General features: G+C 67.6%; 18 protein-coding genes. 11 read left to right on the top strand and 7 right to left on the bottom strand.

What is annotated here, in order from left to right; genetic code table 11:
• Window positions 1-73 precede the first annotated feature (73 nt).
• Together ACWF0M_RS00335 and ACWF0M_RS00330 are read left to right on the top strand one after the other, a co-directional pair.
• Window positions 74-1,084 (top strand): RNA polymerase subunit sigma-70, encoded by a 1,011-nt coding sequence (locus ACWF0M_RS00335; RefSeq protein ID WP_452233397.1) that lies wholly within the window; start codon window positions 74-76, stop codon window positions 1,082-1,084.
• Window positions 1,081-1,500: a DUF6069 family protein gene (locus ACWF0M_RS00330; RefSeq protein WP_452233396.1), complete on the top strand. Its 420-nt coding sequence runs from the start codon at window positions 1,081-1,083 to the stop codon at window positions 1,498-1,500. The genes ACWF0M_RS00335 and ACWF0M_RS00330 overlap by 4 nt, the downstream gene beginning before the upstream one ends.
• On the opposite strand, the gene ACWF0M_RS00325 is transcribed toward ACWF0M_RS00330, so the two are convergent.
• The 3 genes from ACWF0M_RS00325 to ACWF0M_RS00315 are packed head-to-tail and all read right to left on the bottom strand — an operon-like array spanning window position 1,477 to window position 4,523.
• On the bottom strand, window positions 1,477-2,319 hold the full coding sequence (locus tag ACWF0M_RS00325) for an amidohydrolase family protein (protein WP_452233395.1): 843 nt from the start codon (window positions 2,317-2,319) through the stop codon (window positions 1,477-1,479). The two genes, ACWF0M_RS00330 and ACWF0M_RS00325, sit on opposite strands and share 24 nt — an antisense overlap.
• Window positions 2,320-2,329: 10 nt before the next feature.
• Entirely contained in the window at window positions 2,330-3,328 is a 999-nt protein-coding gene (locus tag ACWF0M_RS00320; protein ID WP_452233394.1) for an aldo/keto reductase, read from the bottom strand.
• A complete protein-coding gene (locus ACWF0M_RS00315) occupies window positions 3,321-4,523 on the bottom strand; it encodes a mandelate racemase/muconate lactonizing enzyme family protein (RefSeq protein WP_452233393.1) in 1,203 nt (400 codons plus the stop codon). The genes ACWF0M_RS00320 and ACWF0M_RS00315 overlap by 8 nt, the downstream gene beginning before the upstream one ends.
• 182 nt (window positions 4,524-4,705) lie before the next feature.
• Here ACWF0M_RS00315 and ACWF0M_RS00310 point away from each other — a divergent pair, with 182 nt between their 5' ends.
• The 5 genes from ACWF0M_RS00310 (at window position 4,706) to ACWF0M_RS00290 (ending at window position 11,312) form a co-directional block, all read left to right on the top strand.
• On the top strand, window positions 4,706-5,638 hold the full coding sequence (locus ACWF0M_RS00310; protein WP_452233908.1) for a LysR family transcriptional regulator: 933 nt from the start codon (window positions 4,706-4,708) through the stop codon (window positions 5,636-5,638).
• Window positions 5,639-5,800: 162 nt separating this feature from the next.
• A complete protein-coding gene (locus tag ACWF0M_RS00305; RefSeq protein ID WP_452233392.1) occupies window positions 5,801-6,724 on the top strand; it encodes a carbohydrate ABC transporter permease in 924 nt (307 codons plus the stop codon).
• 10 nt (window positions 6,725-6,734) lie between these two features.
• Window positions 6,735-7,610 carry a carbohydrate ABC transporter permease gene (locus tag ACWF0M_RS00300; RefSeq protein ID WP_452233391.1) on the top strand — a complete coding sequence of 292 codons (876 nt, stop codon included), beginning with the start codon at window positions 6,735-6,737 and terminating at the stop codon, window positions 7,608-7,610.
• A gap of 32 nt (window positions 7,611-7,642) precedes the next feature.
• A complete protein-coding gene (locus ACWF0M_RS00295; RefSeq protein WP_452233390.1) occupies window positions 7,643-8,998 on the top strand; it encodes an ABC transporter substrate-binding protein in 1,356 nt (451 codons plus the stop codon).
• Window positions 8,999-9,005: 7 nt separating this feature from the next.
• Window positions 9,006-11,312 (top strand): glycoside hydrolase family 95 protein, encoded by a 2,307-nt coding sequence (locus ACWF0M_RS00290; protein WP_452233389.1) that lies wholly within the window; start codon window positions 9,006-9,008, stop codon window positions 11,310-11,312.
• A 708-nt stretch (window positions 11,313-12,020) separates the two neighbouring features.
• Here the strand turns inward: ACWF0M_RS00290 and ACWF0M_RS00285 are convergent.
• Window positions 12,021-12,464 (bottom strand): Lrp/AsnC family transcriptional regulator, encoded by a 444-nt coding sequence (locus ACWF0M_RS00285; RefSeq protein WP_452233388.1) that lies wholly within the window; start codon window positions 12,462-12,464, stop codon window positions 12,021-12,023.
• Between the two features lie 123 nt (window positions 12,465-12,587).
• On the opposite strand from ACWF0M_RS00285, the gene ACWF0M_RS00280 reads away from it, so the two are divergent.
• Window positions 12,588-13,892, top strand: a complete 1,305-nt coding sequence (locus ACWF0M_RS00280) for an amidohydrolase family protein (protein WP_452233387.1) — start codon at window positions 12,588-12,590, stop codon at window positions 13,890-13,892.
• Window positions 13,893-13,917: 25 nt separating this feature from the next.
• Here the strand turns inward: ACWF0M_RS00280 and ACWF0M_RS00275 are convergent, their stop codons facing one another.
• On the bottom strand, window positions 13,918-14,346 hold the full coding sequence (locus ACWF0M_RS00275) for a tautomerase family protein (protein ID WP_452233386.1): 429 nt from the start codon (window positions 14,344-14,346) through the stop codon (window positions 13,918-13,920).
• Window positions 14,347-14,371: 25 nt separating this feature from the next.
• Window positions 14,372-14,989 (bottom strand): MBL fold metallo-hydrolase, encoded by a 618-nt coding sequence (locus ACWF0M_RS00270; protein WP_452233385.1) that lies wholly within the window; start codon window positions 14,987-14,989, stop codon window positions 14,372-14,374.
• A gap of 202 nt (window positions 14,990-15,191) precedes the next feature.
• Between ACWF0M_RS00270 and ACWF0M_RS00265 the strand changes: the two genes are divergently transcribed.
• The 3 genes from ACWF0M_RS00265 to ACWF0M_RS00255 all read left to right on the top strand — a co-directional run bounded on the left by ACWF0M_RS00265 (window position 15,192) and on the right by ACWF0M_RS00255 (window position 17,741).
• Window positions 15,192-16,187, top strand: coding sequence for an NADP-dependent oxidoreductase (locus ACWF0M_RS00265; RefSeq protein ID WP_452233384.1), 996 nt, complete (start codon window positions 15,192-15,194; stop codon window positions 16,185-16,187).
• 25 nt (window positions 16,188-16,212) lie between these two features.
• Entirely contained in the window at window positions 16,213-17,058 is an 846-nt protein-coding gene (locus tag ACWF0M_RS00260) for an alpha/beta fold hydrolase (protein WP_452233383.1), read from the top strand.
• 80 nt (window positions 17,059-17,138) lie between these two features.
• Entirely contained in the window at window positions 17,139-17,741 is a 603-nt protein-coding gene (locus ACWF0M_RS00255) for a TetR/AcrR family transcriptional regulator (protein WP_452233382.1), read from the top strand.
• An 8-nt stretch (window positions 17,742-17,749) separates the two neighbouring features.
• Here ACWF0M_RS00255 and ACWF0M_RS00250 read toward each other — a convergent pair whose 3' ends face one another.
• Window positions 17,750-18,475, bottom strand: a complete 726-nt coding sequence (locus ACWF0M_RS00250; protein ID WP_452233381.1) for a response regulator transcription factor — start codon at window positions 18,473-18,475, stop codon at window positions 17,750-17,752.
• Between the last annotated feature and the right edge of the window lie 35 nt (window positions 18,476-18,510).

Raw genomic sequence — 18,510 nt, 5'->3', positions numbered from 1 at the left:
CGTGAGTGATGAGTTGTCGCATCCGCAGCCGTCATACGTGCGACGGGACACGATGAGACGGAAGGATGACGTGATGAGTGCGGACACTCGGCTGCATGAACTGGACATCAACGGGTTGGGCATCAACGGGTTGGGCGAGGTCGACGAGCCGGCGTTCTCGGGGCTGGCGGAGCGGCACCGGCGGGAGTTGCATGTGCACTGCTACCGGATGCTCGGGTCGTTCGAGGACGCCGAGGACACCGTGCAGGAGACGTTCCTGCGGGCCTGGCGGCGGCGGGAGACGTTCGAGGGGCGGTCGACGTTCCGGGCCTGGCTGTACCGGATCGCCACTAACGCCTGCCTGGACCTGCTCGAAAAGTCCCGCCCGGAGCCCGCGACCGGCGGTGAGGTGCTGTGGTTGCAGCCCTACCCGGACCGGTTGCTCGACGAGCTGCCCGCGGGTGACGAGGACGAGCCGGAGACCGTCGCCGTGGCGCGCGAGACGATCGAGCTCGCCTATCTGGTCGCGGTCCAGCATCTCGCGCCGCGTCCGCGGGCCGTGCTGATCCTGCGGGACGTGCTCGGTTGGCCGGCGAAGGACGTCGCGGAGCTCCTCGGCGACTCCGTCAACTCCGTGAACAGCGCACTGCAGCGCGCCCGCGCCGGCATGCGGGAACACCTGCCCGCCGAGCGGCAGGACTGGACCGGTGCCGAGGACGACACCAGGACGCGCGAGCTGGTACGTCGCTTCACCGACGCCAGCGTGGCCACGGACATCCCGGCGCTCACCTCGCTGGTGCGCCACGACGTACGGTCCTCGATGCCGCCCACGCCAGGCCTGTACGTCGGCCGCGACGCGGTGGTGAGCTACTGGCTCGAGGAGGGCTTCGAGGGCATGAAGGGCCTGCGCGGTGTCCTCACCTCCGTGAACCGGCAGCCGGCCGTCGCCTTCTACCACTGGCGCGAGCAGGACCGCGCGTACCTGCCGCTGACTCTCGATGTCCTGCGCATCACGGGCGGTGCGATCACCGAGATCATCACGTTCCACGCCGACCAGTTCCCGCGCCTCGGGCTGCCCGAGAGCCTGCCGGCGGGAAAATCATGAATGAAACCGCAGCAATCGCCGACAGGACCACCCACCGACTCCGCCGACTCGCCGGCACCGGCGTCCTTGCCGCACTCGCCGCGATGGCGGCCACTGCCCTCGGCGCTGCGCTTGCTCGAGCCGTCGGTGTCGACTTCGAGATCCCCGACGGCGGCGAGTCGATCCCGGTGTCCGGGATCGCCGTGGTGACCGGCTTCTTCTCGGCCGTGGGCATCGTCATCGCCGTCGCACTCCTCCGGTGGAGCCGTAGCCCCGCCAAGCGATTCGTGTGGACGACAACGTCGCTGACCGCGATCTCGTTGGTACCACCAATCCTCGCTGGCGCAAACGCGGCCACCACCGGGACCCTCCTTGGACTGCACCTGATTGCTGCGACGGTGATGATCCCGGTCCTAGCGCGCAGCCTCCGGCAATGAGTAGACGCGCTGCGCGTTGGCACCGTACAGCTGCTCGCGCTCGGCTGGGCTGAGGGCAGGCAACGCATCGTCGAGACCCGCGAGAACCTCGCCGTACGACGCGGCAAGCAGACAGACCGGCCAGTCGGAGCCGAACAGGATGCGGTTCGGGCCGAACCATTCGACAACACGCTCGACGAACGGGCGCAGATCGTCGGCAGACCAGCGCTGCCAGTCGGCCTCGGTCACCATGCCGGACAGCTTGACCGCAACGTTCGGCGCGGTGGCCAGGCCGGGCATCAGCTCGGTCCAGGCCGGATCCGCGCCGTCCACGATGCGCGGTTTCGCGATGTGGTCCAGAACGAACTGCAGCTCGGGAAACGCGCGAGCAGTCGACACCGCAGCCGGCAGCTCACGCGCGCGGACGAGCAGGTCGTAGGCGAGCCCGCGACTCCGCACAGCCGCCAAACCACGCCGTACGTCGGCTCGCAGCAGCCACTCCGCATCGGTCTCGTCATGCACCTGATGCCGGATACCGACGAGTCGACCCGGACCGGCGAGCAGTTCGTCGAGGTCGTCACCGACCTTCGGCGAAGTCAGGTCCACCCAGCCGACGACACCGGCCACGAAGTCCGCATCCAGCCGCAGGAACTCGCGCGTCTCGTCCAGGCTGGAGAGCGTCTGCACGAGCACGGTGCGATCGATGTCCACACCTCGCAGTACGTCGCGGAGATCGTCCGGCGCGAAGGCCCGCCGTACCGGATCCATCGCGTCGCCCGCCATCCACGGGTACGTGTACCGCGCGGGGTCCCAGAAGTGGTGATGTGCGTCCACACGCATGGCTGCTCCTTCAAGCAGGGGTCGGTACGTCGGCATCGAGCAGGCCGGCGTACCGCAGCTCGGCCCACAACTCCGCCGGGATCTCCACGCCGAGCAGCTCGAGATCGACGTCGAGCTCGTCCACGGTCCGCGCCCCGATCAGGACGGTGCACACCCGCGGATGCGCCAACGGGAACCGCAGCGCCGCCGCGGCCAACGGCACGTCGTACTTCGCGCAGATCTTCCGGATCGCGACCGCCTTGGCGACGACCTCGCTCCGGGCGGGAACGTAGTCGAACGACGCGCCCGGCGCCGGATCAACAAGCACGCCGCTGTTGAACACCCCGCCGATCACGACCGACACGCCGCGCTCCTCGCAAGCGGGCATCAGGTCCGCCAACGACGACTGATCCAGCAGTGTGTACCGGCCCGCGAGCAGCACGACATCCAGTTCGCACGAACGCACGAGCTCCGTGAGCGGCGCCGTGTTGTTCATCCCCGCACCGATCGCACGCACCAGCCCGTCCGCACGCAGGTCGCGGAGTGCGGCGTACCCGGTCGACGCGGCCTCGGCCAGATGCTGATCGGGATCGTGCAGGAGCAGTACGTCGAAGCGATCCAGCCCGGTCCGCTCGAGGCTCTCCTCGACCGACCGCCGTACGCCGTCGTAGCTGAAGTCCCACACCGGGCCGACGGGCGGAACGTCCAGGTAGAACGGGACGCCGTCGTGGTACTGCGACTCGTCACGCGGCGCGTCCGCGCGCAGCAGCCGACCGACCTTCGTCGAGATCACGAGACCGTCCCGGCCGACCTTCGCCACCGCACGACCTACGCGCGTCTCGGCCAATCCGTGTCCGTAGAGCGGCGCGGTGTCGAGGTAACGGATCCCCTGATCCAAGGCGTGATCCACGACCGCGATCGCCTCGCCGTCCGTGAGCGCCTGCTGAAAGTTGCCCAGGGCAGCAGTCCCCAGACCGACGCGCGGCACGAACAACTCGGTACGGCCGACTCGGACGGTCTCGTCACTCATCGGCGGTCCTCGCGCCGACTCCTCGCACCTGCCATTTCTCCCGGGCCTCCTTACGCACCGTCGTCGACGCGCCCGGCGTCTGCGGACGCTCGGCGAACCCGTCGTTCACCACGCTGCGCGACTCGAACACATCCTGCGTCCACGGGATGAACTCCAGCAACGCCGGGCTCTCGCTCAATACCACGCCGGCCAGGTGCTGATGGACCTGCATCATGTCGCCGGCGTGCGGCACCAGCCGCAGTCCCTGCGCAGCCGCATGCTGAGCGACCTGCAACCACTCGGTCACTCCGCCCAACCGGGTCACATCGGGCTGCACGACCCGGATCGCGTCCGCGTCGATCAGGCCGGTGAACGCGTGGTACGAGTACAGGCTCTCGCCGGCCGCGACGTCGACCGTGCTCTCGGCCTGCAGCCGACGGTGTGCGCCGAGATCGTCGGCGTGCACCGGTTCCTCGATCCAGTCCATCCCGGTTTCGGTGAGCACCGGCAGCATCCGCCGCGCGGTGGCGAGGTCCCAGCGCTGGTTCGCGTCCGCCATCACCGTGATGTCGGCCCCGACAGCCTTCCGTACGGCGCGGACCCGGGACGCGTCCTCGCGCCAGTCCGGCGTACCGACCTTGATCTTCACCCGCCGCCAGCCGCGATCGATCAGCGAACCGAGGTCACGGACCACTTCGGCGACGCTCAGGTTCAGCCAGCCGCCGTCGGTGTTGTACGTCTCGATCGGGTCGGCAGATCCACCCAGCAACCGCCACAGCGGCACCCCGGCCCGCTGCGCGGCGAGGTCCCACAGCGCGATGTCGACCATCGACAGCGCCATGTGGACCACGCCGGAGCGACCGATCCAGTGCGTCGGCAACCAGTAGAGGCGTTTCCAGGTGCCGAGGATGTCCTCCGACGAGGCGCCGACCAACGCCGGCGCGTAGTACCGGTCGATCACCTGGCACAGCAACTCCGGCCCGGTATGGATCCCGGAGATCCCGGTCCCCACCCGCCCGTCGGCGGTGCGGATCTCGACCACCGGGACGATCCAGGACTTCAGCGCCGCGGTCGAGTCCGCCAGCGGTTGCGCCAGCGGTACGGCGAGCGCGTAGGTCTCGACCGAGACGACGACATTGCCCTCTTCCCCCGGTGTGAGGTCGGTCTGCGCGGGCGACAGCAACCCCAGCGCCTCGTCCGGCTGCCCGAAATCCACTCGAACTCCCTGTCTTCGCTTGATTGCTCGGCACCGACATTCAGACACGCCGGTCCGGTCCACCACAACGACGAAGTACGAATGCAGAGGTTTCGTACGACGAATACCGCCGTACCGGCCGCATCCGGTACGGCTGATAGCGTCCGAATCGCCCTGCCCGTTCGGAAAGGAGGCAGCCGGTGATGGATGTCGAGCTGTCCTGGCTCCGCACCTGGATCGAGGTGGTCGACTCCGGTGGGTTCGCCCGCGCGGCCGCCCGGATGCACCTGTCCCAGCCGCGGGTGTCCGCCCGGGTCGCCAGCCTCGAGCGCTCGCTCGGCTGCGTCCTGATCGAACGGCGGATGCGCCCGTTGACGCTGACCGACGACGGCCGGCGCCTGCTCCCCCGGGCCCGGCTGATCGTGACCGAGCTGGACGACACGGTCTCCGACCTGCGCGCCACGGCCGGATCGCTGTCCGGGAAGCTGGCGATCGCGAGCTTCGCCAGCGGGAGCTCGGAGTTCCTGCCCGGCATCCTCAAGCAGCTACGAAGCGCTAACCCGTTGCTCGAGATCGCCGTCCTCGACGGCGACGTCCAGATCAGCGACGAGTGGCTGGCCGACCGGCGGGCGGCGATCGCGCTCCGTCCGCTCCGCCCGGAGCCGGCCGACCACACCTGGATCCACCGCGGCCTCTGGCGCGAGCCGTTCGTCGTGCTGACACCGCCCGGCCATCCGATCCTGGCCATGGACACGATCGGCCTCGACGACGTAGCGGCGTACCCGATGATCACGATCGGCGATCCGCTCGGCGACCCCAGCCTCGGCTACGAGGCCTGGTCGGCGATGCAGGCGAGCCGGATCGAACGGGCCGGGGGCATCGTCTCCCACCAGCCGACCACGCTGGCGGCGATGGTCCGGGCCGGGCACGGCATCGGCCTCGTCAACGGGCTGGCCGCGGCGATGGTGCGCACGGACGGACTGGAAGTGCGCCAGGTGGACGGCGCCCAGCTCTACCGCGATGTCGGCCTGTGGTGGACCTCCGAGCGTCCGCTCAGCCGCGCTGTGCAGGCCTTCGCCGACCTCGTGCTCGCGGCGGATCCCCCAGCCGGGACCTTACCGATTCCGTCCGCCTGACCTATTCGCCGGACGAATACCGCACATCCGGTATGCGTCGTTGCACCCTGCAGTGCGCGCATGACTGAATGTCCACAACGTTAATTCCGCGAGTCGCACCGAATTCGCAGGTGGTCATTCAGAAAGTCGGCTCGCCACATTTGTTCCGCGAAGGAGCTCTCCGTGGTGACAGTCGCCGCCGCCACGCGGTCACGCACGAAACGAGCCACCGGCCCGGCCCACCGGACCGACTGGAAACTGGCCGTGGTGCTCATTCTTCCGGCCACCGCCGGATTCATCGTATTCGCCGCCGTACCGGTGTTGCGCGGCATTTACCTGAGCTTCACGAGATTCCGCATCCTGACGCCGGCGACCTGGACCGGACTGGACAACTACCGGCGGTTGCTCGGTGACGGCGTCTTCTGGCGATCACTCGGCACCACCGTCGAGTACGTCGTACTCTCGGTCGTCCTCGGCCTCGCGGTATCGCTTGCCACTGCGGTGATCATGCACCGGCTGACGCGATCGGCCGTGATCCGCGGCCTGGTACTGCTGCCGTTCCTGGTGTCCGGTGTCGTCGCCGCCCTGATCTGGCAGTGGATGCTCGACCCGGGTCTCGGCATCGTGAACGTGGTGGTGAAGGCGGTCACCGGGCACGAGGTCCTGTTCCTCGGGTCGCAGGGCTGGGTGATCCCGACGCTGGCGTTCATCGGTGTCTGGAAGTCGATGGGCTACAACGCGATCCTGGTGTTCGCGGGGCTGCAGACGATCGCGCCGCAGATCTACGAGGCCGGGCGGATCGACGGCGCCAGCGAGCCGCGGATGTTCCGGTACCTCACGCTGCCGCTGCTCCGGCCGATCATGGCGATGGTCGCCGTACTGACCGTGATCAGCTCGTTCCAGGTCTTCGACCTCGTCGCCGTCACCACCAAAGGCGGACCGGCGAACGCGTCCAACGTCCTGCCGCTCTACATCTACGCCAAGGGCTTCAACGAGTTCGACTTCGGCTACGCGCTGACCATGTCGATGGCCTTGTTCGTGCTGCTGCTGACCATCACCTTCGTACAGCTGCGGCTGCTGCGTGCCAACGAGTCCGACACCAACTGAGGGCGCAACTGTGAAGCCATCCATCGGCAGGACCGTGGCCTGGATCTACCTGATCGGGTTCCTGGCCGTCACGATCTTCCCGTTCTACTGGATCGTCCGTACGGCGCTGTCCAACAACTACGCGCTCCTAGATCACCCCTCGTCGCTGCTCCCGGTCGACGTCACCCTCGGCCCGTTCGCGCGGGTCCTCGGACTCGCCAGCCGCGAGCAGGCCGTCGCCGAGGGCGGTTCCGGCGCGACCATCCAGCTCGGCCTGTACCTGCGGAACTCGGTCATCTACGCCACCTCGTTGACCGTGCTCGTCGTCTTCTGCTCACTGCTCGCGGCGTACGCGTTCTCCCGCCTGCACTGGCGCGGCCGCGACCTGGTCTTCGGCGTGTTCCTGAGCGCGCTGATGATCCCCGGCATCATGACCCTGTTCCCGAACTTCGTGCTGATCCACGACCTGGGTCTCACCAACACCTTCGCCGGCCTGATCCTGCCCGGCGCGTTGTTCTCGGCGTTCAGCATCTTCTTCCTCCGCCAGTTCATGCTCGGGCTGCCGACCGAGATCGAGGACGCGGCGCTGATCGACGGCCTCGGCCGCCTCCGGCTGCTGTTCCGGATCACCGTCCCGATGAGCCAGGGACCGATCACCACGCTTGCGCTCCTGACCTTCATCAACGCCTGGAACGACTACTTCTGGCCGCTGATGATCGCCGGCAACTCCGACGTCCGGCCGCTGACCGTTGCCCTCGGCGTCTTCCAGCAGGCCTCACCGCAGACCCAGCCGGACTTCGCCGGCCTGATGGCGGCCACCCTCGTCGCCGCGTTCCCGATGCTCCTGCTCTTCCTGCTCTTCGGCCGGCGGATCGTCGACTCGATCGGCTTCACCGGACTCCGGTAGCCGGCCTCACTCCGAACCTCTAAGGGGAAACGGTGAAAACATCTCGACTCACCAAGGCTGTCGCACTGACGGCCGCCGTACTCATGGCTGTGGCCGGCTGCTCGAGCGGCGACTCCGGCGACGCCGGCGGCACGACCACCGTCAACTGGTGGACGTGGTCGCCGGACCAGGCGATCGCCTACCAGCAGTGCATCCCGGCGTTCGAGAAGGCGAACCCGGACATCAAGGTGAAGATCACCAACTACAACGTCAGCGACTACTTCACCAAACTGACCGCCGGCTTCGTCTCCGGTGACGCACCCGACGGGTTCATGAACAGCGTCACCTTCCTCCAGTCGTACGCCGGGCAAGGGCAACTGCTCGCGCTCGACGACCTCATCAAGAAGGACAACCTGGACCTCGGGAAGTACGCGATCGGGGCCGAGGGCTGGAAGTACAAGGACGGCAAGCAGTACGCGCTCCCGATGGACTGGGCCACCGGAGCCCTGTACTACAACAAGGATCTGCTCACGAAAGCCGGCTACACCGACAAGGACGTCGCCGCCCTCAACTGGACGCACACCGACGGCGGCACCTTCTGGAAGATGATCAAGCACCTGACGGTCGACGCCGCCGGCAAACGTGGCGACCAGCCCGGTTTCAACGCCGCCACCGTGAAGACCTACGGCCTCGGCAACCTCGAGTCCACCGGCGACCCGTTCGGCCAGAACGCCTGGGGCTGGTTGCTGCCGAACGACGGCATCAACATCCCGGACAAGCAGCAGTGGGCGACCGTCTTCAACTACAACGACCCCAAGGTCGTCAAGTCCGTCCAACTCGTCCGGACCCTCACCAACGACGGCTTCACGCCGAAGCTCAACCAGTTCACGACCGCGAACAGCCAGCAGGTTGGTTCCGGGAAGGTCGCGATGGTCGTCGGCGGTACCTGGGAAGCCGCCACGTACGCGGGCCTGAAGGGCACCAAGGTCGGTACGGCGCCACTCCCGGCCGGCGCCGACGGCAAGCGCGCGTTGATGACCAATGCCAACGGCAACAACATCTGGGCCGGAACGAAACACCCGGACCAGACCTGGAAGTGGGTCTCCTACCAGGAGAGCGAGGAGTGCCAGAGCACCGCGTCGAAGTACAACGCGTCGCTGTTCCCGTCGATCGCCGCGTCGATGAAGGCCCTCACCGATCAGCAGACCGCGAAGGGCACCGACTTCTCGGTGTTCAACCAGTACCTGACCAGTGGTGAGCTCATACCGTGCCCGATCTACAACAACGGCGCCGCGCTCACGAACGCGATGACTCCGCAGTTCGAGGCCTACTTCACCAACAAGGCGGATGAGAGCATCTTCTCGAAGATGCAGGACCAGAGTCGCACCCTGCTGGCGGAAGGTAAGTAGCCAACCCATGCTCATCGCAGCACCCGCACCCGAACAGCAGCCCGTCGTCCCGGCAGGCGAGCTCTGGTACGACCGGCCGGCCGGACGATGGTTCGAGGCACTACCCATCGGCAACGGCCGCCTCGGCGGCATGGCGTACGGCGGGGTGCCGACCGAGCGGATCGACCTGTCCGAGTCGACGGCCTGGTCCGGCGGACCCTCGGCCGCCGACCTCGATCCGACCGCGCGGGAGCATCTGCCGAGCGTCCGGAAGCTGCTCTTCGCGGGTGAGTACGCCCAGGCCCAGCAGTTGGCCTCCGAGCACCTGCTGGGCACCCGGGCGTCCTTCGGCACCAACCTGCCGCTTCCTCATCTGTGGCTGACCTTCGACCACACCGGCGGGGCGGATTATCGGCGAGCACTCGATCTGGACCAGGGCCTGGTGTCAGTCACGTACGGCGTCGACGGGGTCAGGTTCACGCGGGAGGTGCTCGCGTCGCATCCGCAGGGCGTCATCGCAGTACGGCTGACCGCGGATCGACCGGGTGCGCTCAGCTTCACCGCCGGGCTCGCCGGATCGGTCTTCCCCGGGCGGACAACCACCGCTGACGGCGCGATCTCGTTCAGCGGGAGGGCGGTCGAGTCCCTGCACAGCGACGGGACGACGGGAGCGCTCGTCGAGATCCGCGTCCACGTGGAGGCGGTCGGCGGGACGACTCGGTTCGCGGATGACGAGTGCGCGGTCGTCGGCGCCGACTCCGCCGTACTGTTCGTTGCCGTCGGCACGAACTGGGACGGCGACGATCCGGTCCGGCGGGTCGATGACCTGGTGGCCGCTGCCGTCGATGCCGGATACGACGCGGTCAGGACGGCGCACGTGGCCGATCACTCCAGTCTGATGCGGCGGGTCTCGCTGAAGCTGGGCGACGGGCGTGACGACGTACCGACCGATCGACGACGGGAGCACCCGGACGACGGGCTCATCGCGCTGTACTTCCAGTACGGCCGCTACCTCACCGTCGCCGGATCGCGCGCCGACTCACCACTGCCGCTCGCTCTGCAGGGGCTGTGGAACGACGGCCTGGCCAGCAGTGCCTCGTGGAGCAACGACTTCCACCTGGATGTGAACACCGAGCAGAACTACTGGGCGGCGGAGCCGACGAACCTCGCCGAGTGCCACACTCCCCTGTTCCGCCTCCTTCAGCAGCTGGCCGAGACGGGCCAGTCGACCGCGACCCAGATGTACGACGCACCTGGCTGGGTCGCCCACACCGTGACCAACGCGTGGGGGTACTCCGCACCCGGCACCGCGATGGGGTGGGGACTGAACGTCACCGGCGGCGCGTGGCTCGCCACCCATCTGTGGGAGCACTACGAGTACGGCGGCGACGAGCAGTTCCTCCGCGAGACGGCGTACCCGATCTTGCGCGGCGCCGCGCTCTTCCTCCTCACCTACCTGACCGAGGACCCGGCCACCGGCCAGCTCGTCGCGGGTCCGTCCGAGTCACCCGAGAACTGGTACGTCGCACCGGACGGCTCCCGCTGTTCGATTGCCATGGGCAACACAGTGGACCGGGTCTTCGCGGCCGCCGTCCTGCACGACTGCTCCGCCGCGGCGGAGATCCTCGACGTCGACCCGGACCTGCGTCGCCGGATCGCGCCGGCGCTGGCGCGACTCACGCCGTACCGGATCGGCCGGCACGGCCAGCTGCAGGAATGGCTCCACGACTTCGAGGAAGCGGACCCCACGCACCGGCACACCTCCCATCTGTGCGCGCTCTTCCCCGAGCGTCAGATCACGCCTCGTACGACGCCCGACCTCGCCCGCGCCGCCGAGGTCACGATCGAACGCCGGCAAACCGCTGACGGCTGGGAACAGACCGAGTGGGTCGAAGCCAACTTCGCCCTCTTCCACGCCCGCTTGCTCCAAGGCGACAAGGCGCTGACGCACCTGACCAGCCTGATCACCGACGCCAGCGAGGCCAACCTCCTGAGCTACTCGGTCGGCGGCGTCGCCGGAGCCGCACAGAACATCTACTCGTTCGACGGCAACGCCGGCGGAACCGCGGCCGTCGCCGAAATGCTTGTGCAGTCCGACCTCAACGAACTAGAACTCCTGCCCGCCCTCCCCACCACCTGGCAATCCGGCTCCGTCCAAGGCCTCCGCACCCGCGCCGGCTTCACCATCGACATCACCTGGACAAACGGCCACCTAGCCCACGCCACCATCCACCCCCCACACCCCGGAACCCATCGAATCCGCTACGGCAACAACGTGACAGAACTCGTCTTCACAGAAGCGACACCAGTAACCGTCCGGCCGCTGCATGGGTGAACTGCAGGCCCGCGAGACAGCTTCTGGTGAGCTAGGACCTGATATTCGGCGCTCCGGTCAGATGTGTGGGCATCGGTGGCAGCATCCGGAGACTTGAGACAAGCTGTGGAGGCCTGGAACCCGACATTCCCTGTCTCCGCCCACCAGCTCCTGTCTCCAGTCCCACCGCCCGCCCGTACCAGGGCCCGCACCATCGCTCGCACCACGGCTCGCACCACCGCTCGCACCACCGCATGCACCACCGCCTGCACCACCGCCTGCACCGCATGCACCGCCCGGTCCATTCCGCCAGCCGGCCCGAGGTCGGGCGCGACAAGAGCCCCCGCACACGAGGGGATATCCGACGGTGTTGTGGCTTCTCCGTTGGTACTAGAGGGGAGAACCCACAAGACCAAGGGATATCCGTTCTTGTGCTGGACGGGTGGATGTTGTGGTGCCGGCTGGGTGATGGGGTTGGTGGCGGGACGGCTGCTCGCGGCGGGGTGATGTGCACGCTCGACAGGTAGTGCACCCGCGAGACGCTGTACACACGGGCGCGTTCACGCTCAGGTGCACTACCCCACCACCCGACATGTCCTGTCGAGCGTGCACGTCACACCAAGCCCGGCACCGCCCCGGAACCCCGTCGACCACCCACATAAGTCACAAGAGCCTGATATTCCCTGTCCACAGCCCCAAGATGGTGTCTCGCCACATCCGGAGGACCGGCTACGGGTTGTCGGTGGTGAGGGTTTTCATGGTGACGTAGCTCGTGACCGCGGCTACGCCGGGTAGGCTGGCGAGCTTGTTTGCGTGGAAGTCCTCGTATGCGGGCAGGTCGGCGACCTCGACCTGGAGCAGGTAGTCGACGTTGCCGGTGACGTGATGGGTCTGGACCACCTCGGGCAGCCGGGTGACCGCGCTCTCGAAGGCGGCCACCTCCGCACGGGCATGCCGGACCAGCCGAACACCGGCCAGCACCCGCAGACCGCGGCCGACCGCAGCGGGATCAACCACCGCCCGGTAGCCGCGGATCACCCCGCTCTCCTCCAGGCGGCGTACCCGCCGAAGACAGGGCGACGGCGACAGACCGACCCGCTCCGCGAGGTCGGCGTTGCTGATCCTGCCGTCCTTCTCCAGCACCGCCAGAATCGCCCGATCCACATCGTCCACGTTGGCAGATTATTGCGCAATCACCCCTGATACCACCTCTGCTATCCCATCTGCTCGCGCAACTTGCTACCAAATTGCGGTGAATCGCCATCTCACGGCACGCCGCACAGTCACCCTTGTCAGGTGACTCCTGCGAAGAAGACGCTCATCAGCGGTGGCACCGTGGTCAGTCTGGATCCCGCGATCGGTGAACTTGATCGCGGCGACGTACTGATCTCTGACGGCGTCATCGTCGACGTGGCCGCGCACCTCGACGTACCCGATGCCGAGGTGATCGATGCGACCGGTCGGATCGTGGCGCCTGGGTTCGTCGACACGCATCGGCATACCTGGCAGACGGCGTTCCGGGGCGTCGGCGCGGACTGGACGTTCGCCGACTACGCCGCCGGCATCCACGGCACACTGAAGCCGCATTACCGGCCCGAGGACGTCTACCTCGGCAACCTGCTCGGCCGACTCGAGGCGCTGCACTCCGGTGTCACCACGATGCTCGACTGGTTCCACGCAGCACAGACGCCGCAGCACGCCGACGCCGCAGTGGCAGGGTTGCGGGACGCGCCGGGACGGTCGATCTTCTGCTACGGCGCCGGGTACCGCACGGATGACGGGATCGACGCCGAGGTACGGCGGGTGCGTGCGGAGCTGCCCGGAGACGGCCTGCTCACGATGGCGTTGGGGTTGCGCGGACCGGATGAAACCACGATGGACAACGTGGCCGACGACCTCAAGCTCGCGGACGAACTCGGACTACGCACCAGCGTGCACGTCGACGGGCTGACCGGCAGCAAGCCGATCGCCGTACTGGAGGAGCGTGGTCTGCTGCGCGCGAGTACGACGTTCGTGCACGCGAACGGGGTCTCCGACGACGAACTGCGGATGCTCGCCGACGCGGGCAGCTCGGTGTCGGTCAGTCCGGACGTAGAACTGAAGATGGGCTTCGGGCAGCCGATGACCGGCCGGATGCTGGCCGCCGGTCTGCGTCCGACGCTGTCGATCGACGACGTACCCGCGGTCGGTGGTGACATGTTCTCCACGATGCGCACCGCGTTCGCCGTACAGCGTGGTCTCGACGGCGGCCTCACCGCACGGGACCTGCTGGAGTTCGCGACCGTCGACGGCGCCGCGGCGTGTGGTCTCGCGGATCGGGTGGGCAGCATCTCGCCGGGCAAGGACGCCGACCTGATCCTGCTGCGCGCCGACGACCTGACAGTCTTCCCGTTCAGCAACCCGATCGGCACGGTCGTCGCCGCCGGCCACCCCGGCCTCGTCGACACCGTTCTCGTCGCGGGTCGCGTGGTCAAACGGGGAGGGCAATTCGTCGGCGTCGACCTGCCTGCCCTGATGGACAGGCTGCTGGAGTCCCGCAACCACATCGCCGCAGCGGCCGGCGTACCGCTCGACGGCACCTGGCGCCCAGGGCTCGCATAGCCAGGATCGTCGACGCGGTGCGGGCTCAGCCCTTGAGTTGGGCGATCTGGGCGCGGGCGGCGGCGACGAGGTCCTCGTTCGTGTTGGCGTGGCCGGCGAGGCCCCAGCCTCCGTCGACGGCCTCGGTGAGCAGGACCCAGGTACGGTCGCTGAGGCCCGGGTCGCCGGCTGCATCGGCCACGATCTGGGTGAACCTCGTGACGACTGCGAGCTGCTTGGCGCGATCGAGCGCACCGAGGTTGGTGAGCACCTGCACCCGGACGTAGCCGTTGTCGCCGTCGACGTTCGCGAAGCTAGTGGCGTCCAGGTCGTGGACGAACGCGGCGGTGTTCTGCCGGAACATCGGGATGGCCGGGACCTCCTCGATCGTCATCAGCGTGGTCGCGAGGTCGACCGCAAGCTGATGCTTGTCGGCAAAGGTTCCGGAGACGGCGTACACATCGATCATTGGCATGGTGATGACTCCGTGTCAGAGGGTTTCACTGGGTGTCCGCGGCGTACGTCAGGGTGTAGGGGTTGCCCAGGTCGGGATAGCGGGCGAGCATCTTCGCGATGATCTCCCCCGCCGTGTCGCTGGCCGCAACGATCTCGTCGAAGTCGCGGATGTACTGGCGGGACAGGTCGAGCACCCGCGACGCGTCGTCATCCGGAGCGTCAGGGGCCTTGTGACCGGCGATCACCACCGCCGGGTGCAGCTGCTCGATCGCGTCCAGCGCTTCGATCCAGGCCGCGCGGCTCTTCGGGTCGGATCTGGCGAGCCACATGTGGATCCCGTTGTAGGCGACGTCCCCGGCGATCACCGCGTCGAGCTCCGGGACATGCACAACAGTCGAGCGGTCCACGTCGCTCTGTCCGACGTACACGCAGTCCAGCGGATGCCCTACCTGCTTGCCCGTCTGCTGGATCCACTCAAGCAGCGCGTTCCCCTCGGCCAAGGTCATCAGACCGTCGACCAGAACCGCGTCCCGATCGCCCGCGATCAGGGTTGCCGTCGTCGCCGGCCAGGTCGGCTCCCGCTGCGGATCCCAGGACTTGGAGGCTCCATGAAACGGCTTGTAAGGAGCCAGGAACACCTTCAGTTCGATCGAGCCACCCATGCCTGAAGCATCACCACGAACCTCCCCCAGCGCCATCACCTGAACAGGTGAGATCAGCGGCGTACGCAGCTGCCAGGGGTTCGTCCCACGGCCCGGATCCTCTCGCGAGGGCTCGCTTGACAGATTAACTGAGTCGACTCATTATTGAGGCAGCTCAGATTGATTGGTCTGGGCACGTCATCGGAACGAGAAGGAAGTCGCCGTGCGCGCGTTCGTCGTCAAGCAGTACAAGGGGCCGGTACAGCAAGCGGAGGTCCCCGAGCCCCTGGTCGGAGAGCACGACGTCCTCGTGCAGGTCCGGGCCGCCGGGCTCAACCTGCTCGACGAGAAGATCCGGGCGGGCGAGTTCAAGCAGATCCTCCGCTACGAGCTGCCGCAGATCCTCGGCAACGACGTCGCCGGAACCGTGCTCGGCGTCGGTACGAAGGTGCGCGGATTCAGGCCCGGTGACGAGGTGTACGCCCGGCCCGGCAAGGACCGCATCGGAACGTTCGCGGAGCGCATCGCGGTCGACGAGGCCGACCTGGCGCTGAAGCCGGTGTCGGTCAGCCTCGAGGAAGCAGCCTCGCTACCGCTGGTGGCCTTGACCGCGTGGCAGGCACTCGTCGAGCGGGGCAACCTGCAGCCGGGGCAGCACGTCCTGATCCACGCCGGCGCCGGTGGAGTCGGGACGATCGCGATCCAGCTCGCGAAGTACCTCGGCGCGACGGTCGCCACCACGGTCAGCTCCGGCAACATCGACTTCGTGCGCGAACTCGGGGCGGACATCGTCATCGACTACCGCAGCCAGGACTTCGAACAACTCCTCGACTCCTACGACCTGGTGCTGGACAGCCTCGGCGGGAAGAACCTCGAGAAGTCGCTCCGCGTGCTGCGCCCCGGCGGGAAGGCGATCGGGATCGCTGGGCCGCCCGACGCGGCGTTCGGCCGCGAGCTCGGCGCGAACCCGCTGCTCCGGCTGGTCATGACCGCCCTCAGCAGCGGCATCCGCCGCCAGGCCCGGCGCCTCGGCGTGACCTACGAGTTCCTCTTCATGCGCGCCAGCGGTGACCAGCTTCGCCAGATCACTGCGCTCGTCGACAGCGGCGTACTGCGCCCCGTCGTCGGACGGGTCTTCGACTTCGACCAGACCGTCCAGGCAGTGCAATCGCTCGACAAGGGCGGCATCCGCGGCAAAGCCGTCATCAGCCGGGCCTAGCAGCCCTACAACCAGGAGAACCATCATGAGTACTGTCATCACCGCCTACAAGGACGCGCCCACCCGCACTGTCGATGCCGGCGGCGTCACCTACGCCTACCGCGAGTTGGGGCCGAAGGTCGGGATCCCCGTCGTCTTCTTCGTCCACCTCGCCGCGAACCTCGACAACTGGGACCCCCGGATCATCGATCCCATCGCCGCGGAGCACCACGTCATCACCTTCGACAACCGCGGCGTCGGAGCCTCCACCGGTCAGGTGCCGGACAGCGTCGAGGCGATGGCCGACGACGCCGTGACCTTCATCGAGGCGCTCGGCTTCGACAAGATCGACATCTTCTCCTTCTCCCTCGGCGGCATGATCGCCCAGGCTCTCGTGGTGAAGCGCCCCGGCCTGGTCCGCAAACTCGTCCTCACCGGCACCGGTCCCGCGGGTGGGAAGGACATCGACAAAGTCGCCGGTACGACGTACTTCGACATCCTGCGGGCGACCCTGACCCGGTCGGACCCGAAGGAGTTCCTGTTCTTCAACCGCAACGCCACGGGTAAGCCGGCCGCCCGCGCATTCGTGCAGCGCCTCGAGGAACGCACCACTGACCGCGACGCGCCGATGGCGCTGAAGGGGTTTCAGACGCAGCTCAAGGCGATCAAGAAGTGGGGACGCTCGGCCCCTGCCGACCTGTCGAAGATCACCCAGCCCACCCTGATCGCCAATGGCGACAACGACCGGATGGTGCCCTCGGTGCTCTCCGAGGACCTGCACCGGCGCATCAAGGGCTCGGAGCTGGTCATCTACCCCGACTCCGGCCACGGCGGCATCTTCCAGTTCCACGACAAGTTCGCCCCGATCGCCGTCGACTTCCTCGCCCCCTGATGAGTACGTCAACAGCGCAGGCCGAACCGCCGTAAGCTTCCGCACAGCAGGAGTCCAGACAGCAGACAAGGACGGCATCCATGCCACTCGCCTCCCAACCGGCCGGACGGCGCGAGCGGAACAAGCAGCAGAAACTCGGCCGCATCACCGACGCGGCCCGAGAACTCTTCGCCGAGCGCGGGGTCGACGAGGTCACCACTCAGGAGATCGCGGACAAGGCCGACATCGGAGCGGGCACGCTGTTCTTGTACGCCAAGACCAAGGGCGAACTCCTCCTGCTGGTACAGAACTCGACGTACGCCGACGCGCTCGCCGAAGGTACGTCGGCTGCCGAGAGCATCCCCGACGTACTCGACGCGGTGATGGCGATCGTCCGCCCGGTCGTGGAGTGCAACCGCAAACAGGTCGACAACGGTCGGACCTACCTCAGGGAGATCGTTTTCGGCGACCCCGAGGAGCCCCACCACCGCGACGCGCTCCTCCTGACCGTGCAGACCGAGAAGGCGATCGCCGACGTGCTACGACGGGACGAACGCAGCAGCGCCCCCGACGCCGCGACGCTCGCACACATCGTCTCCGCAATCATGTTCGTCAGCATGGCGGCAACGATCAACATCGCCAACCCGGTCGACGACGTCGTACAGGAGATCAGAAACCAGGTCCAGGTGCTCCTGCCAAGGTGATGCCTGTGTCACGCGGAGCCCGGACTCGGTCCATCCAGGCGGTAACCGTGGCCGCGCAGTGTCGCGACGGTCGGCAGCCGCAGGTACGGCGTACCGGAACAGGTCGCGGCGGCCTCGAGCCGGCGACGGAGCGAGGCGATCGTCACGTCGAGGGTTTTCGTGGAGCCGAACCAGTTCTCGTCCCAGACGGTGGCCATCAGGTCTTCGCGTGAGACCGCGCTGCCGGCGTGCAGGGCAAGCGTTTCGAGCAGCTCGTACTCCTTCGGCCGCAGCACGAGCTCGCTCGCCCCGACCAGGCAGCGGCGTGCTGCGGTGTCGACGGTGAGGTCGGCGATCACGATCGGCCCTTCGATCCGTGCAACGGGGCGGCTGCGGAGGTGCGCTCGCAGTCTCGCCAGCAGGACGGTCAGGCTGAACGGCTTGACCAGATAGTCGTCAGCACCGGCGTCCAGGCCGGACACGATATCGATCTCCTCGCTGCGGGCGGTCAGCATCACCAACAACAGGTCAGGCAGGTCCGACCGGAGTCGCCGGGCCACATCGATGCCGTCCGCGTCGGGCAGGCCGAGGTCCAGGAGGACGACCTCGGCCTGTTCCCGGCGCGCCACAGTCAGGCCGGCCCGCCCGGTGCGCGACCAGAACGTGTGATAGCCGTTGCTGGTCAACGCACGGTCGAGCAGGCGGCCGATGGCCTCGTCGTCCTCGACGACGACCACCGTTCTATCGGCCTTCACTCTGGGGACGTTAGGCGAGCCGGCCTGAGAGCGGG

This window comes from Kribbella sp. NPDC055110, assembly GCF_053607525.1.
This window is presented reverse-complemented; position numbering and strand designations above follow the sequence as displayed.